At 60.8% G+C, this 14,387-nt stretch carries 17 protein-coding genes; all 17 read left to right on the top strand.

The genetic code is table 11. The features are described 5' to 3' along the window. The first annotated feature begins 53 nt into the window (after positions 1 to 53). The 17 genes from KKQ10_RS14150 (at position 54) to recA (ending at position 14,381) form a co-directional block, all read left to right on the top strand. Positions 54 to 1,952: a phage tail protein gene (locus KKQ10_RS14150; protein ID WP_215501447.1), complete on the top strand. Its 1,899-nt coding sequence runs from the start codon at positions 54 to 56 to the stop codon at positions 1,950 to 1,952. Continuing rightward, on the top strand, positions 1,939 to 3,174 hold the full coding sequence (locus tag KKQ10_RS14155) for a DNA circularization protein (protein ID WP_215501448.1): 1,236 nt from the start codon (positions 1,939 to 1,941) through the stop codon (positions 3,172 to 3,174). The genes KKQ10_RS14150 and KKQ10_RS14155 overlap by 14 nt, the downstream gene beginning before the upstream one ends. A 3-nt stretch (positions 3,175 to 3,177) precedes the next feature. Beyond that, positions 3,178 to 4,224: a phage baseplate assembly protein gene (locus KKQ10_RS14160; protein ID WP_215501449.1), complete on the top strand. Its 1,047-nt coding sequence runs from the start codon at positions 3,178 to 3,180 to the stop codon at positions 4,222 to 4,224. Between the two features lie 114 nt (positions 4,225 to 4,338). Beyond that, positions 4,339 to 4,848: a phage baseplate assembly protein V gene (locus tag KKQ10_RS14165; protein ID WP_215501450.1), complete on the top strand. Its 510-nt coding sequence runs from the start codon at positions 4,339 to 4,341 to the stop codon at positions 4,846 to 4,848. Beyond that, entirely contained in the window at positions 4,848 to 5,246 is a 399-nt protein-coding gene (locus tag KKQ10_RS14170; protein WP_003222234.1) for a phage GP46 family protein, read from the top strand. The genes KKQ10_RS14165 and KKQ10_RS14170 overlap by 1 nt, the downstream gene beginning before the upstream one ends. Continuing rightward, positions 5,236 to 6,282: a baseplate J/gp47 family protein gene (locus tag KKQ10_RS14175; RefSeq protein WP_215501451.1), complete on the top strand. Its 1,047-nt coding sequence runs from the start codon at positions 5,236 to 5,238 to the stop codon at positions 6,280 to 6,282. The genes KKQ10_RS14170 and KKQ10_RS14175 overlap by 11 nt, the downstream gene beginning before the upstream one ends. Continuing rightward, the gene (locus tag KKQ10_RS14180) at positions 6,270 to 6,869 is read left to right on the top strand and encodes a YmfQ family protein (protein ID WP_215501452.1); all 600 of its coding nucleotides are present in this window, start codon (positions 6,270 to 6,272) and stop codon (positions 6,867 to 6,869) included. Before KKQ10_RS14175 ends, KKQ10_RS14180 begins: the two co-directional genes overlap by 13 nt. Positions 6,870 to 6,883: 14 nt before the next feature. After that, complete coding sequence (locus KKQ10_RS14185) at positions 6,884 to 7,819, top strand: hypothetical protein (protein ID WP_215501453.1); 936 nt, start codon at positions 6,884 to 6,886, stop codon at positions 7,817 to 7,819. A 2-nt stretch (positions 7,820 to 7,821) separates the two neighbouring features. Continuing rightward, positions 7,822 to 8,223: a phage tail assembly chaperone gene (locus KKQ10_RS14190; RefSeq protein WP_215501454.1), complete on the top strand. Its 402-nt coding sequence runs from the start codon at positions 7,822 to 7,824 to the stop codon at positions 8,221 to 8,223. Positions 8,224 to 8,377: 154 nt separating this feature from the next. After that, positions 8,378 to 9,457 carry a phage tail protein gene (locus tag KKQ10_RS14195; protein ID WP_215501455.1) on the top strand — a complete coding sequence of 360 codons (1,080 nt, stop codon included), beginning with the start codon at positions 8,378 to 8,380 and terminating at the stop codon, positions 9,455 to 9,457. 8 nt (positions 9,458 to 9,465) lie between these two features. Continuing rightward, positions 9,466 to 10,032, top strand: coding sequence for a tail fiber assembly protein (locus tag KKQ10_RS14200; RefSeq protein WP_215501456.1), 567 nt, complete (start codon positions 9,466 to 9,468; stop codon positions 10,030 to 10,032). 24 nt (positions 10,033 to 10,056) lie between these two features. Continuing rightward, positions 10,057 to 10,953 (top strand): gp53-like domain-containing protein, encoded by an 897-nt coding sequence (locus KKQ10_RS14205; RefSeq protein WP_215501457.1) that lies wholly within the window; start codon positions 10,057 to 10,059, stop codon positions 10,951 to 10,953. Then, on the top strand, positions 10,954 to 11,400 hold the full coding sequence (locus KKQ10_RS14210) for a tail fiber assembly protein (RefSeq protein WP_215501458.1): 447 nt from the start codon (positions 10,954 to 10,956) through the stop codon (positions 11,398 to 11,400). Positions 11,401 to 11,606: 206 nt separating this feature from the next. After that, complete coding sequence (locus KKQ10_RS14215) at positions 11,607 to 12,164, top strand: glycoside hydrolase family 19 protein (RefSeq protein ID WP_215501459.1); 558 nt, start codon at positions 11,607 to 11,609, stop codon at positions 12,162 to 12,164. Further along, positions 12,152 to 12,676: a lysis system spanin subunit gene (locus KKQ10_RS14220; RefSeq protein ID WP_215501460.1), complete on the top strand. Its 525-nt coding sequence runs from the start codon at positions 12,152 to 12,154 to the stop codon at positions 12,674 to 12,676. The genes KKQ10_RS14215 and KKQ10_RS14220 overlap by 13 nt, the downstream gene beginning before the upstream one ends. Before the next feature lie 68 nt (positions 12,677 to 12,744). Beyond that, positions 12,745 to 13,245, top strand: a complete 501-nt coding sequence (locus KKQ10_RS14225) for a CinA family protein (RefSeq protein ID WP_127652530.1) — start codon at positions 12,745 to 12,747, stop codon at positions 13,243 to 13,245. 83 nt (positions 13,246 to 13,328) lie between these two features. Continuing rightward, positions 13,329 to 14,381, top strand: coding sequence for a recombinase RecA (gene recA, locus KKQ10_RS14230; RefSeq protein WP_215501461.1), 1,053 nt, complete (start codon positions 13,329 to 13,331; stop codon positions 14,379 to 14,381). The last annotated feature ends 6 nt before the right edge of the window (positions 14,382 to 14,387 follow it).

The raw sequence follows: 14,387 nt of genomic DNA on the forward strand, positions 1-14,387 counted from the left end.
CGCGAATCGCTGGAGCACGCGCAACGGATCAATGCGATGCAGCAGGTGCAGTGATGGCAGACGAAGAAAAGCAAGTGAAGACTCCGGTGCTGATCACGGGCATCGATGAACTGTCGCCAAAACTCGGCGCCCTTCGGGCAAAGGTCGAGAGCTTCAAGAAAAATCTCGAGCAGACTGGCCTCGGCAAACTGGATATCAGCGGTCTGTTCAAGGGCGGCAGCGTGATCACGCCGTTCGTGGACGGGATCAAATCGGCGGCGGCGTTTCAGGGCAAGTTGACCGAAGTCAGCGAGACGGCGAAAACCGTCGACCTGCCTGCTGCGCCGAAAGTCGCCGCGCAGAACATGAACGTGTTCAGTGCGTCGATGGAAAAGGTGTCTGCCGCTGTCGACGCGGCTTTGGTGCCGGCAGTCGGGGCGGTGGTGGTCGGGCTTGAGCCGATGATGACTCAGGTCGGCAGCCTGCTCGCCGACAATCCGAAACTGGTGGAAGGACTGGCGGCGGGGGCCATCGCCTTCTCGGCGATGCAAACCGCGGTCACCGGGGCGACGCAAGTGGTCGATGTCATGAGCATGGTGCTCAAGACCAATCCGATCATGCTGATCGCCATGGGCATTGCTGTGGCGGCGGGGCTGATCGTGGCCAACTGGACGCCGATCAGCGCGTTCTTTACGGGTATGTGGGAAAGCGTGAAAAACGCCGGGGCGAATGCCATGGCGATCTTGCGCTCGGTGCTCGACTGGCGCCCGCTCGATACGCTGGCGGCGCTTTGGCAACCGGTCACGGAATTCTTCTCGGGAATCTGGGACAAGGTCAAAGCGGTCACCCGCCCGGTGATCGACTTTTTCAAAACGGTTTTCTCCTGGACCCCTTACGGCATGATCCTGGAAAACTGGGGGCCGCTGACAGGGCTGTTTTCGGCGATCTGGGAACTGCTCAAGGCCTTGAGTGTGCCGGTGATGGCGTTCCTCAGAAACCTGTTTGATTTCTCGCCGATGCAGATGATCAACAGTGCGTGGGGTGGTGTTGTCAGGTTCTTCGAACCGATGTTCAGCGGCCTGCGAAAAGTCGCGCAGCCGGCTAAAGAGTTTCTGGTGTCGTTGTTCGACTTCTCGCCCATGCAGATGATCACCAGCGCCTGGGGCGGTGTCGTTGCGTACTTCCAGCCGATGTGGACGACGCTGCAATCGGCCGTGCAAGGCACCCGGGATGCGTTGCGGACGCTGTTCGATTTTTTCCCAATGGAAATGATCACCAGCGCCTGGGGTGGTGTCATGGGATTTTTCGAACCGATGTGGACGGCACTGCAAACGTCGGTGCAGCGGGTCAAAGGCTTTTTCACCAGTCTGTTCGAGTGGTCGCCGCTGGAGCAGATTGCGCAGTACTGGCAGCCGGTCGGCGAAGTCTTTTCGGCGCTGTGGGATGTTGTGCTGGCGGCGTCTGCGCCGGTCGTGGACTTTTTGCACACCCTGTTCGAATGGAAACCTCTGGATCAGATTATCGAGAGCTGGGGGCCGATCATCGGGTGGTTCGGCGAGTTGTGGCAAAAGCTGCAAACCGTCATCGCGCCGATCAAGGAGCTGTTCGACGGTGGTTTTGCCGGGTTGATCGCCAAGGTCACCGGCAAGGTCGAAACCCTGACCCAAGCGCAGCGCCAGACCAATGCCGAAGGCAAGGGTGAGCTGGCGCCGGCGTTCTTTGGCGCGAGTCCTGCGCCTGCTGGAAACGGCGCGTTGCAAAGCGGTTCGTTGCCACAATCCTCCAGTGCCCTCATCCAGCAAAGCGCCGCCAACAACCGCACGCAACTCGAAGGCGGCCTGACCGTACGCTTCGAAAATGCGCCGGCAGGGCTGCGTACCGATCAACCGCAAACCAATCAACCAGGGCTGGCGCTGTCTTCGCGCATCGGCTATCGCTCGCTGTCGGCAGGAGGTTCCAATGAACTGGCGTGACCGTTTGTTGCCGGCATCATTTCGTGGTGTCGGGTTCTGGATCGATCAGGCGAAAACCCCGGTCGGTCGCAAAGGTCAGTTGCACGAATACCCGCAACGCGACCTGCCGTATTTCGAGGATCTGGGCCAGCAGGCCAAGACCCACGATCTGACGGCGTTCATCATCGGCGCCGATTGCCTGGAGCAGCGTGACAAGCTGCTCAAGGCACTGGAGGCGGGCAGTGGCGAGCTGGTGCATCCGTGGCTTGGGCGCCTGCAAGTCAAGGTCGGCGAATGCGACATGACCCACACCCGCCAGGACGGCGGGCTGGTGACGTTCAGCCTGAAGTTCTATCCCGACCGGCCGCTGTCGTTCCCGACCGCCACCGTCAGTACGCAGAAAGTGCTGTTGGCCAAGGCCGATACGTTGCTGGGGTCGGCGGTGGCGCGCTTCGAGCAGGCGATGACGTTGATCAAGGCTGCGCGGATCGGCATCGCCAATCTGCGCAACAGCCTGACCGGGGTCTATGAGGTGATCAAAGAGCAGCTCAAACCGCTGATCGAGCAGTACAAGCAAATCACTGAACTGGTCAAGGCCGTGAAGGAGTTGCCCAAGGAAGTGGCGACGGAGTTCAAGGGCTTGCTCGGCGATATCAAGGAGCTGAAGGCGTTCGCGAAGGAAGGCTACCGTGGCGTGATTGCCGACGTATCTCAACAACTCGAAGCCATCCGCAAGGCGGATGCACCGAAGATCACCACCGGCAAGGACACCAACGCCGCGGCGCAAGCCATGGCGGATCTGGTGCAGGACACGATGCTGGTCAAAGTGGCGCAATGGGTAGCGTCGATGCCGGTGGCGACCCCGACAGTAAAACTGACATCGACACCTTCGGTGGCGCATCAGGCGGATCAACCGGTAACCCGTCAGGAAGTACCGGTGACCGATGAGATGAAGGCGCTGCAGAAGGCGATCGGGGTGGCGATTGACCCGATGCTGGACAAGGCCGATCCCAAGCACCACCAGGCAATCAACGATGTGAAGGACGCGCTGATTGCGCATCTCAAGGCTGTGGCGTCATCCGGTGTGCGACAGGTCACTAAATCGTTCCAGGAAAGCCTGCCGGCGCTGGTTGTGGCCTACAAGCAATTTGCCGATGCCACACGGGTGACTCAGGTGACTCAGAGCAACGCGATGAACCATCCGGGCTTTTCACCCAACGACGTGAAAGTGTCCAGGGAGTGAGCCATGAGCGAGATGGATAACCATGTCACGTTGACCGTCGACAACATGGAATATGGCGGCTGGAAAAGCGTGGAAATCACCGCCGATCTGGAGCGCCAGTTCCGCACCTTCAAGCTCGACATCACCTGGCAATGGCCGGGGCAAACGGTGGACAAACCGATCAAGCCCGGCGACCCGTGCGAGGTGAAAATCGGCAACGATCTGGTGCTCACCGGCTACGTGTTCAAGGCGCCGATCCACTATGACGGGCGGCAGATCAGTCTGAGCATCGAGGGCAGCTCCAAGACTCAGGATCTGGTTGATTGCGCGGCCACCAACCGGCCGAATCAATGGCAGGAGCAACCGTTGCTGAGCATCGTGCAGGCGCTGGCGATGGACTACTCGCTGATGGTGGTCAATCAAATTCCCGAGACCGCGCGGCTTGCCAAGCACACCATCGTGCCGGGCGAAACGGTGTTCCAGTCGATCGACCGTCTGCTCTCGCTGTTCCGGGTGTTCTCCACGGATGACGAGCAGGGCCGGCTGGTGCTGGCCAAACCCGGCAGCGGTGGGCGGGCCAGTGATGCGCTGGAGCTGGGCAAGAACATTCTGTCGGCCAACGCGCCGATGGATCAGAGCCAGGTGTTTTCCGAATACCGGGTGATCGGCCAGCAGAAAGGTTCGGACAAGAAGAGCGGGGCGGCGGTCAGCGAGGTTGAATCCAGCGCGGCCGACCTGAGTTTCAAACGTCGACGCACCACGATCATCAACGAGGGCACCGCGCTGACGTTCGAACTGGCCCAGCAGCGCGCCCAGTGGGAAAGTGCCACGCGCATGGGCCGGGCGCTGACCACCACCTATCAGGTGCAGGGCTGGCGCCAGTCCAACGGCGATCTGTGGCGTCACAACACGTTGGTCAAGGTCAAGGATCCGGTGCTGGGGTTCGATGGCGACATGCTGATCTCGAAAGTGACGTATTCGCTGTCGGCGCAAGGCTCGGTGACCACCCTGCAAGTGGCGCCGCCGCATACTTTCGATGCCAATCCCAGCCCTTCTAAAACAACCTCATAGGCCCGGAAAAGATCGCAGCCTTCGGCAGCTCCTACAGGTGTACGCCGATCTTATGTAGGAGCTGCCGAAGGCTGCGATCTTTTGACCTCGGCCCGTTTCTTACAGGAACCAAGCATGAGCCTACTGACACGCCTGCTGGCGCGCGGCACTGTCGTGCTCGCCAACTCGGCATCCAAGCTGCAATCGCTGCAAATGCGCCTCACCGCCGGCGAGGTGAACGACGACATGGAGCATTTCGAACCCTACGGTTTCACCAGTAACCCGCTGGCCGGCGCCGAAGGCATCGTCACGTTTCTCGGGGGCGATCGCTCCCACGCCATCGCCCTGGTGGTCGCCGACCGCCGCTATCGCCTGCAGTCGCTGGCCTCTGGTGAAGTGGCGATCTACACCGACGAGGGCGACAAGATTCACTTCAAACGCGGGCGGATCATCGACATTGAAACCGCCACGCTGAACATCCGCGCCAGCCACGCTGTGAACTTCGACACACCGGTGATCAACCAGACCGGCAAGATCGTGTCCACCGGTGATCAACTCGCCGGTGGCATCAGCCAGATCAAACACGTGCACGTCGGCGTGCAGGCCGGCAATGGCCAGACCGGTGCGCCGGCGGGAGGCCAATGATGCTCATCAGCCAGAACCTCCACGCCGCACTGACCCGCGCCGTGCTCATCAGCCTGTTCACCTGGCGTCGCGCCGCCGATGACGACGCCCTCGACGACGAGGAGCGCTTCGGCTGGTGGGGCGACAGCTTTCCCACCGTCGCCGACGACCGCATCGGCTCGCGGCTGTGGCTGTTGCGCCGGGTCAAGCTGACCCGACAGACCCAGATGGACGCCGAGTTCTATGCCCGCGAAGCCCTGCAATGGCTGATCGACGACGGCCACTGCAGCGCCATCGACATCATCAGCGAACGCCTCGACGCCCAGCGCCTGAACCTGCGCACGGTCTTGACCCTGGCCGACGGCGAGCGTCTGGACATCAACCCCGATAACAGTTGGCAGGTGATCTATGCCGTTTGAAACCCCTTCGCTGCCGGTGCTGATCAAGCGCACCCAAAGCGACCTGGCCGGCGATTCGCTGCGCCAGTCCGATGCGCAAGTGCTGGCCCGCACCCTCGGCGGCGCTGCTTATGGCCTCTACGGTTATCTCGACTGGATTGCCGAGCAGATTCTGCCGGACAAGGCCGATGAATCGACCCTTGAGCGCATCGCTGCCCTGCGTCTGAACCAGCCACGCAAAGCTGCGCAAGTCGCCACCGGCAGCGTCAGTTTTACCGCCACCGCCGGTGCCGTGCTGGATGTCGACACGCTGCTGCAAGCGAGCGATGGCCGTACCTACAAAGTCACCACCGCACGCACCACCGTCAATGGCAGCAACACCACCACCATCGCCGCGCTGGATGCCGGCAGCCTCGGTAATGCCGACGCCGGGCTGGCGTTGAATCCGGTGCAGCCGATTACCGGCGTCGTCGGCAACAGTTTCGTGGTGCTGGCGCCGGGCCTCAGCGGCGGTGTGGCGCGGGAAAGTCTGGAATCGCTGCGCTCGCGAGTGATCCGCTCCTATCGCGTGATCCCGCACGGCGGCTCGGCCAGTGACTACGAGACGTGGGCGCTGGAAGTGCCGGGCGTGACCCGCGCCTGGTGCCGTGGCGGCCTGCTCGGGCCGGGCACGGTGACGGTGTTCATCATGCGTGACGAAGACCCGCAACCGGTGCCCAACGATGAGCAGTTGGCAGAGGTTCAGGACTACATCGAACCGCTGCGTCCGGTGACCGCGGAAGTGCACGTGCAGCGGCCGATTCAGGTGCCGGTGGTGTATCGCTTCAAGAGCGTCAATCCGGACACCACCGCCGTGCGCGCCGCCGTTGAAGCGCAGTTGCGCGACCTGCACAACCGCGAGGCCGATCTGGGTGTGCCACTGTTGATCAGCCATATCCGCGAAGCCATCAGCAGCGCCGGTGGTGAGTACGATCACACGCTGACCGCACCGGCCGCTGACGTAGCGGCCGGTCAGAGCGAACTGCTCACCTTCGGAGGTTGCGTATGGGGGGCATAAGAACCGCCGCGCAATACCAGGCGCAGCTGCGTGCGCTGCTCCCCAGCGGTCCGGCGTGGGATCCGGAGCGCGTCCCGGAACTTGAGGAAGTGCTGCAAGGCGTCGCCGTCGAACTGGCACGCCTCGACGCCCGCGCAGCCGACCTGCTCAACGAAATGGACCCGGCTGGCGTCAGCGAACTGGTGCCGGACTGGGAGCGGGTGATGGAGCTGCCCGACCCGTGTCTGGGCGCCACCCCGCTGTTCGACGACCGCCGCCTCGCCGTACGCCGCCGATTGCTGGCGGTCGGCAGCCAGGCCGTCGGTTACTACCTCGACATCGCCAAAAGCCAAGGCTACCCCAACGCCAGCATCACCGAACTCGAAGCCCCACGCATGGGCCGCTCGCGTTTCGGCGCGGCGCACTGGGGCACCTGGGAAGCGCAGTTCATGTGGACCCTCAACACCGGCGGTCGCCTGCTGCTCGGACGGCGTTACGGCGCGAGCTACTGGGGCGAGCGCTTCGGCGTCAACCCGGGCTCGGCGCTGGAATGCCTGATCCACCGCAGTGCGCCGGCGCATACCAAGGTGCACATCAATTATGACTAGGGAGGAATGACAGGATGGATTATCCGAAGAGTGCGCCCAGTTCCGGATTGGTGAACGGGAAGTTTGCCGATGAGAATCCGCTGACCGGTACGCCGGGGTCGCTGATTTCCTCCAGTTGGGGCAATGGAGTGACCGAAGAGTTACTGAACGTTATTCGCGCAGCGGGGCTGGTGCCTTCCGAGAGCCAGTCAGATCAGTTGCTCAAGGCACTCAAAGTGGTGCTGACTCAGGACGCGCTGCCTCTGGCTGCACTGGCATTCCCGACTGTGGCCACGGCTGATGGACGCATCCCGGTGACTGCGGCTACCGGAGCGACGGGTGGAACCGTGTCGGTGCCTGGCGGTGTGCTGGTCAGCCTCTGCGAAGAAGTGTCTGCTGGCATGACCGCCCGCCCGCGTGCGCTGTTCACGCCGGTATGGGCATCGCCTGCACTGGATATCAACAGCACGTATTTCCTGCGCATGCAGGTTCGTGATGGGTTGCTGGTTTGCTATACGCAGAAAGGCGTCGATACCGACGTCATTCCAGCCGCGATGAAGGGCGGTACCGGCAGTAGCGGCGGTGGTTTCGACTCCACCTGTATCGACATGCTGGTGGCCAAAATCGTCACCACTGGAGCGGGTACGCTGCCCAAACTGACGTTGTTGGCAAACAAGGCCCGGCTTGAGGCTGTCGGGGTCTGGTCGGGTGCCAATGGCAACTACTCGGTGACCTTGAACTGGGCTCGAAAGCCTCGTGCCTACATTGCCGGGATTTTTGACTTTGATGACAACGTCAAAACCGATTACGGCGTGATCAGTGAGGATACCGGTGTCAATTTCGTAGGCACGCAGTTCATGCCTGCGGGTGGGTTTACTGATCGTTACATGGGGCGCGTGGCCATTGCTGCGTGGGCACAGAACCTGACGACTTCAGGCCTGATGAACGCCCGTGTGCGATGGGAGGTTTGACGATGAAAGCGATGATTGAAAATGGAGTAGTGACCGCTCTTGTGACGGGTGATGTCGATTGCGGCGTTGTGGTACCGGCTGGCACGCCGGTGTCCGCCGGCTGGGCCTACAAGGACGACACCTTCAGTGCGCCGGCCGGCGCGCCAGTGACGCAAGACACCGCAACCCGTTCGGAGCGTCTGTGGCGGACGGCGAGGCTGAGCGAATCGGACTGGCTGGTGAGCCGCCACCGCGATGAACTGGATGCTGGATCCGACACCTCTCTGAGCAGCAAGCAATTCTCCAGGTTGCTGGCCTACCGCCAGGCACTGCGCGACTGGCCTGTTGCCAACGATACCACTGACGCAGAGTCTCGCCCGCAACCGCCCAAGTGGCTGGCGCGAATATCACTACGGCCTCTTTGACGCGTTTTTTGTCGAAGACTCGTAGTCATCCTTCTGCAGCACCCAAGCCCACTTCAGCGTGGGCTTTTTATTTTCAGAAAACAGCCCGCTGCAGGCTCGCAATCGCGATCGTCCTGACGCGGTTGATTTGTTTTTTCAGAGGAACGAAAGACCTATGGATTATCCAAAAAGCGTCCCCAGCGTCGGTCTGGTCGATGGCCGCTTCGTCGATGAAAACCCGGTGGCGGGCACGCCGGGATCGTTGATTCCGGCGGTGTGGGGCAACAGTGTGACTCAGGAAATTCTGAGTGTGATTACCGGTGGCGGGTTGGTGGCTTCCGAGGCGGATACCGGGCAGTTGTTCAAAGCGATTCAATCGATTGTTGGCAATGCCAGTCCGATGCGTTCGGTGATTACTCGGGTTGGAGTGTCCAGGTCATTGACCATTGAAGAGTTGGGCTTGGTTCTGATCGACGCCGGGGCCAGCGCACTGACCGTCAGTCTGCCTCCAGCCAATACCAGCTTGGGGGTGCGTGACGTCATTGTGCGGCGCGTCGATAACAGCGGTAACCGCTTGATCGTAAGAAGTGCAAGCGGCGATGCGATCAAGTTTCACACCCACCTGAATGCTTCGGGTTATCCGTTTCTCGTATTGATGGGAGCCGGTGACTGGTGGCATTTGCGCAGTGATACAGCGGGCAATTGGTGGCCAGTCGGTCGTCTGGATGGCTCTTCACTTGGGCACATAGCCTTTGAGACCACATTGGCTGTACTGCCCGGTGGCTATGCCGCGCTGAGTGGTTCCTTAATGAACCGCGCGGAATGGCCATGGCTTTGGGACCACGCGCAGCAGTCGGGGATGTTGCGTTCTGAAACCGATCGCGGCGGTGCGTGGACGCCAGGAGACGGCGCCACGACTTTCCGCTTGCCAGAAGCCCGTGGTGAGTTTCTGCGCGTACTAGCCGAGGGCGGTCTGGTCGATACCGGTCGGGCGCCGGGGTCTTGGCAAAAAGGCTCTTTGGTTCAGGGCGACAATGGCATTGGCGACAATATTCTGTTCGCGACACACATCGGTACCCAGAAGACCCAGTTGGGTTTCGATATGGGTAACTACGTCGATTACGCGGGCGCCACCGTCAAATACATCACACCTTCAGAGCTGGTTTCCCCAATCACGGATGCTGATTTGCTGAACCACGGTGGTATTACGCGCCCTCGCAACATCGCCTATCCCGGGCGCATCAAACTTATCTGAGGTACGTCATGTTCAATTATCTATTTGATGGCTCGGGCGCTCTATCCGGCCCCGTCGAGTTTCCCGTTACGCCCGGAATCGGGATTCAGCTTCCCGCCAACGCCGTCGAACTGACGTACGAGTTGCCCGAGCCGGAAGCCGGTCGCAGCTGGGCGCTCATCAACGGCGTACCTCGTGAAGTGATTGACCGGCGTGGTGTGGTTTATCGCAAGGACGGCGGCGCGCAACAGATCTGGAGCGAACTGGGTGAATTGCCTGACACCCTCACCGCACAGCCGTGGCCAGGTGAGTTCCATGTCTGGCGCGACAACGCCTGGGTGCTGGATGAGCAGGCTCGCTTGTCGAGCGTGAGACAGCAATGTCTCGACAAGCGCGACGCACTGCTTCGCGACGCCGTCCTGCGCATCGCGCCTCTGCAATACGCCGAAGACATCGGCGATGCCAACCATGATGAGCAACTGCTGCTGATCGAATGGAAGCTCTACAGCGTCGAGTTGAACCGTATCGAACAACAGGTCGGTTTCCCCGTTGAAATCAGCTGGCCGGTGGTGCCCGGAACGACGGTAAACACCTGATTCACACACACAAGGAGAATTACAGTGGACTATCCAAACAGTGTCCCGAGTGCCGGACTGGTCAACGGCCGGTTTGTTGATGAAGACCCGATTGCCGGCAAACCGGGATCGTTGATTCCGGCCAGTTGGGGCAATGGCATTACGCAGGAGTTGCTTAATGTCATCCAGGCCGCCGGCCTCACCGCGTCAGAAGCCAAGACCGATCAGCTGCTGACTGCCTTGCGCAGCAACCGATTGTTTGCAACACCGCCACAGTTCGATAACAGCCAGAACGTCGCCACCACCGGGTTTGTGAACCGCAGCGGTACGCAGTTTTCCGGTTTCACGACCTATACGACCAGCGCCGCCCTGACAGCGGCTCAAGCGGGCGGAGTAGTGAGTTTCTACAGCAGCACGGCGGCCACCGCTACGATGCCGGTTACCACCAGTGTCATGAGCACAAGCACGCTGACCATCCTTAATCTTGGCACCGGTGTGCTGACGATCAACCCGGCGCCCAATGACCGTATCGTCAGCAGCAATACGGTGGGGGCGCTGGTACTGGGTATCGGTGATTCCGCGCAGTTGTTCCGCACAGGCAACGACTGGCGCCTTTACGGCGGCTCGGTCAGCGACCGGTTCGCTTCGGTTCATTCCGGTGTCTTTGGCGACGCCGGCTATCAGCGGTTTGCGAGCGGTGTGATCGAGCAGTGGGGATCGGCAGTTTCGGATGCCAACGGCGATATCAATGTCGTATTCCCTATCGCTTTCCCCAATGCATTCAGCAACATCGTGGCGACTCATGCCGGGGGCGATAGCGCCATGGTTATTCTGAATGGCAACCCGGCGGCAAACAAATTCGGGTGCCATTTGAAAATACGCAGCTATCTCGGCACGGTCTCTGCCGGCTGGACTGTCCACTATCAGGTGAAGGGTTATTGAATGAACGTCTACAGTGTTCTCTTCAGCGCCAGCACCCGGGGCGTTTATGTACCGGGTATCCATTTGTCGGACATTCCCGACGACGTTATCGAAATTCCCCAAGCCTACTGGACCTCGCTCCTGCAACAACTGTCGGTCTCGGCAAAAGTCATTGGTGTGCGGGCGGATAACGGCTTTCCAATTCTCGTCGACCCGCCGCCGCCTTCTGCAGAGGAAGCCGCCGACGCTGAACGGCATTGGCGCACCGCGCAACTGGCCGCCACCGACGGTCTGGTGGCCCGTGACCGCGATGAGCTGGAGGACGGCGGCGGTACCACATTGACCACTGAGCAATACAGCGAACTACAAACCTATCGTCGTCAATTGCGTGACTGGCCGCAGGGGGCTTTCTTTCCGTTCAGCGAGCATCGGCCGGTGGCGCCGCGTTGGTTGGCTAGCGCGCTGTAGGTCTTCAGGGATGCTCAAATGGATTATCCAGAAAGCGTTCCCGGCGTACAGCGGGTGAACGGCAAGTTCGCCAATGAAGATATCGTCGCCGGTCTGCCCGGATCACAGTACCGAACAACACCCTGAAAACTCTGGCAAAAAAATGGCTGGGGGCCGTTGTCCGCCAACCATGATTCAATCGGAGCATCCAGGGAGGATCGAGCATTATGCAAATAACTGAAGACAACCTTAAAACCATCATGCCAAACGCCCGCAGCCAAGCGGGCGTTTTTGTTTCTGCGCTCAACAGCGCCATGGACAACCACCGCATCGACTCGCCCAAACGGGTCGCTGCGTTTCTCGCGCAAATCGGCCACGAGTCGGGCCAGTTGCAATACGTGCGTGAACTGGGCAACAACCAGTACCTGAGCAAATACGACACCGGTACTTTGGCTTTACGTCTGGGCAATACGCCGGAGGCTGACGGCGACGGGCAAAAATATCGTGGTCGCGGGCTGATCCAGATCACCGGTCGCAGCAACTATCGTCAGTGCAGCCTGGGTCTGTTTGGCGACGAGCGTCTGCTGTCCTTGCCGGAGTTGCTGGAACAGCCGCAATGGGCGGCCGAGTCTGCCGCGTGGTTCTGGGAGCAGAACGGTTTGAACGAACTGGCTGATCGCGACCAGTTCAACAGCATCACCCGCCGAATCAACGGCGGGTTGAATGGCCTGCAGGATCGCCTCGACATCTGGGCACGGGCGAGGGCGGTGCTATGCCAGCCCTGAACGTCTGGCGGCTGATCGGTCTTTTGCTGCTGGCCGGTGGCTCGGCCGCGCTGGCCTGGCAGTTTCAGGATTGGCGCTACGGTCGCCAACTGGCCGAGCAGGCGCGACAGCAGGCCGACACCCTCAATCAACTGACCTCGGCTGCTGCCACCGCGCAGCAGGCCGAGCAGGACAAGCGTCTGGCCCTCGAGCAACGCCTCGCGACCAGTGAACAAACCCACTATCGAGCCATGAGCGATGCCCAACGTGATCAGGATCGCCTGCGCGATCGTCTTGCCACTGCTGATCTGCGCCTGTCAGTCCTCATCGACGCAGGCGACGCTGCCCAGGGCTGCGGGCTGCCAGCCACCGCCAGCACCGGCGGCGTGGATCATGCAACCGTACGCGCCCGACTTGACCCGGCGCATGCTCAACGAATTATCGCCATCACCGACACCGGCGACCGCGGACTGATCGCCCTGCAGGCGTGTCAGGCCTATGTCAGAGCGCTGGCGCCCGAACATTTTGAATGAGTCTGTGTATTGAAAGCGCAACCGGCTCGTGTACGGTGGTAGTCATTCCACCCGATCCGGAGCGCACCGTGAAAGAGATCACTCAACTGGCTGCCGAGCTTGGCCGACGTCTGCAATTGCTCAATGCCCACGTCACCACCGCCGAATCCTGCACCGGTGGCGGGATTGCCGAAGCGATCACGCGCATTCCGGGGAGCTCGGCGTGGTTCGAGGCCGGTTACGTGACGTACTCCAACCGGCAGAAAACCCAGCAATTGAATGTCCCCGCCGAACTGTTCGGCACGGTGGGGGCGGTCAGTCGCGAGGTGGTCGAGTCGATGGTGCGTGGCGCGCAGAAAAACAGCCTGGCACGGTTTGCCGTGGCGGTCAGCGGCGTGGCCGGGCCCGACGGCGGTACACCGAACAAACCGGTGGGCACGGTGTGGCTGGCCTGGGGAGTGGGCGACGCGGTTTCCAGCGAGGTCCAGCACTTCCCCGGTAACCGCGACGAAGTCCGCCGACAAACGGTGAAGGCCGCGCTAGAGGGGCTTCTGCGACTAGCGGCACGAGAAATCGAAAATCAGGGGTAGGCGATCCGCGAACGCTGTGGAATAATACTGGCTACTTATACAGGTGTTGGCCGTCAGGCCTTATTGATTACGTGAGGACTTTAATGGACGACAACAAGAAGAAAGCCTTGGCTGCGGCCCTGGGTCAGATCGAACGTCAATTCGGCAAGGGTGCCGTAATGCGTATGGGCGATCAGGACCGTCAGGCGATCCCATCCATCTCCACTGGCTCTCTGGGTCTGGACATTGCACTCGGCATCGGCGGCCTGCCAAAAGGCCGTATTGTTGAAATCTACGGTCCTGAATCCTCCGGTAAAACCACACTGACTCTGTCCGTGATCGCCCAGGCTCAAAAAGCCGGCGCGACCTGCGCTTTCGTCGACGCTGAACACGCCCTCGACCCTGAGTACGCCGGCAAGCTGGGCGTCAACGTCGATGACCTGCTGGTGTCCCAGCCGGATACCGGCGAACAGGCGCTGGAAATCACCGACATGCTGGTGCGCTCCAACGCAGTAGACGTGATCATCGTCGACTCCGTGGCCGCGCTGGTACCGAAAGCTGAAATCGAAGGCGAAATGGGTGACATGCATGTGGGCCTGCAAGCCCGTCTGATGTCCCAGGCACTGCGTAAAATCACCGGTAACATCAAGAACGCCAACTGCCTGGTGATCTTCATCAACCAGATCCGCATGAAGATCGGCGTGATGTTCGGCAGCCCGGAAACCACCACCGGTGGTAACGCGTTGAAGTTCTACGCGTCGGTCCGTCTCGACATCCGCCGCACCGGCGCGGTGAAGGAAGGCGACGAAGTGGTCGGCAGCGAAACCCGCGTCAAGGTTGTGAAGAACAAGGTCGCTTCGCCGTTCCGTCAGGCCGAGTTCCAGATTCTTTACGGCAAGGGCATCTACCTCAACGGTGAGATGATCGACCTGGGCGTGCTGCATGGTTTCGTTGAGAAGTCCGGCGCCTGGTATGCCTACGAAGGCACCAAGATTGGTCAGGGCAAGGCCAACTCGGCCAAGTTCCTGGCAGACAATCCGGAAGTTGCTGCCAAGCTTGAGAAACAACTGCGTGACAAGCTGCTGACCCCAGCACCTGACACCAAGGCTTCGCCGGTCAAAGTGACCGAAGACGACTTGGCTGACGCTGATATCTGATCGCAG

Source organism: Pseudomonas sp. MG-9, from assembly GCF_018729515.1.
Classification (GTDB): domain Bacteria; phylum Pseudomonadota; class Gammaproteobacteria; order Pseudomonadales; family Pseudomonadaceae; genus Aquipseudomonas; species Aquipseudomonas serboccidentalis.

Excerpts from the sequence above, each read along its gene's own strand:
- KKQ10_RS14165 (WP_215501450.1), top strand. The coding sequence starts at position 4,339 with ATGAGCCTACTGACACGCCTGCTGGCGCGCGGCACTGTCGTGCTCGCC.
- KKQ10_RS14175 (WP_215501451.1), top strand. The coding sequence starts at position 5,236 with ATGCCGTTTGAAACCCCTTCGCTGCCGGTGCTGATCAAGCGCACCCAA.
- KKQ10_RS14195 (WP_215501455.1), top strand. The coding sequence starts at position 8,378 with ATGGATTATCCAAAAAGCGTCCCCAGCGTCGGTCTGGTCGATGGCCGC.
- KKQ10_RS14180 (WP_215501452.1), top strand. The coding sequence starts at position 6,270 with ATGGGGGGCATAAGAACCGCCGCGCAATACCAGGCGCAGCTGCGTGCG.
- KKQ10_RS14170 (WP_003222234.1), top strand. The coding sequence starts at position 4,848 with ATGCTCATCAGCCAGAACCTCCACGCCGCACTGACCCGCGCCGTGCTC.
- KKQ10_RS14200 (WP_215501456.1), top strand. The coding sequence starts at position 9,466 with ATGTTCAATTATCTATTTGATGGCTCGGGCGCTCTATCCGGCCCCGTC.
- KKQ10_RS14190 (WP_215501454.1), top strand. The coding sequence starts at position 7,822 with ATGAAAGCGATGATTGAAAATGGAGTAGTGACCGCTCTTGTGACGGGT.
- recA (WP_215501461.1), top strand. The coding sequence starts at position 13,329 with ATGGACGACAACAAGAAGAAAGCCTTGGCTGCGGCCCTGGGTCAGATC.
- KKQ10_RS14215 (WP_215501459.1), top strand. The coding sequence starts at position 11,607 with ATGCAAATAACTGAAGACAACCTTAAAACCATCATGCCAAACGCCCGC.
- KKQ10_RS14155 (WP_215501448.1), top strand. The coding sequence starts at position 1,939 with ATGAACTGGCGTGACCGTTTGTTGCCGGCATCATTTCGTGGTGTCGGG.
- KKQ10_RS14160 (WP_215501449.1), top strand. The coding sequence starts at position 3,178 with ATGAGCGAGATGGATAACCATGTCACGTTGACCGTCGACAACATGGAA.
- KKQ10_RS14210 (WP_215501458.1), top strand. The coding sequence starts at position 10,954 with ATGAACGTCTACAGTGTTCTCTTCAGCGCCAGCACCCGGGGCGTTTAT.
- KKQ10_RS14150 (WP_215501447.1), top strand. The coding sequence starts at position 54 with ATGGCAGACGAAGAAAAGCAAGTGAAGACTCCGGTGCTGATCACGGGC.
- KKQ10_RS14220 (WP_215501460.1), top strand. The coding sequence starts at position 12,152 with ATGCCAGCCCTGAACGTCTGGCGGCTGATCGGTCTTTTGCTGCTGGCC.
- KKQ10_RS14185 (WP_215501453.1), top strand. The coding sequence starts at position 6,884 with ATGGATTATCCGAAGAGTGCGCCCAGTTCCGGATTGGTGAACGGGAAG.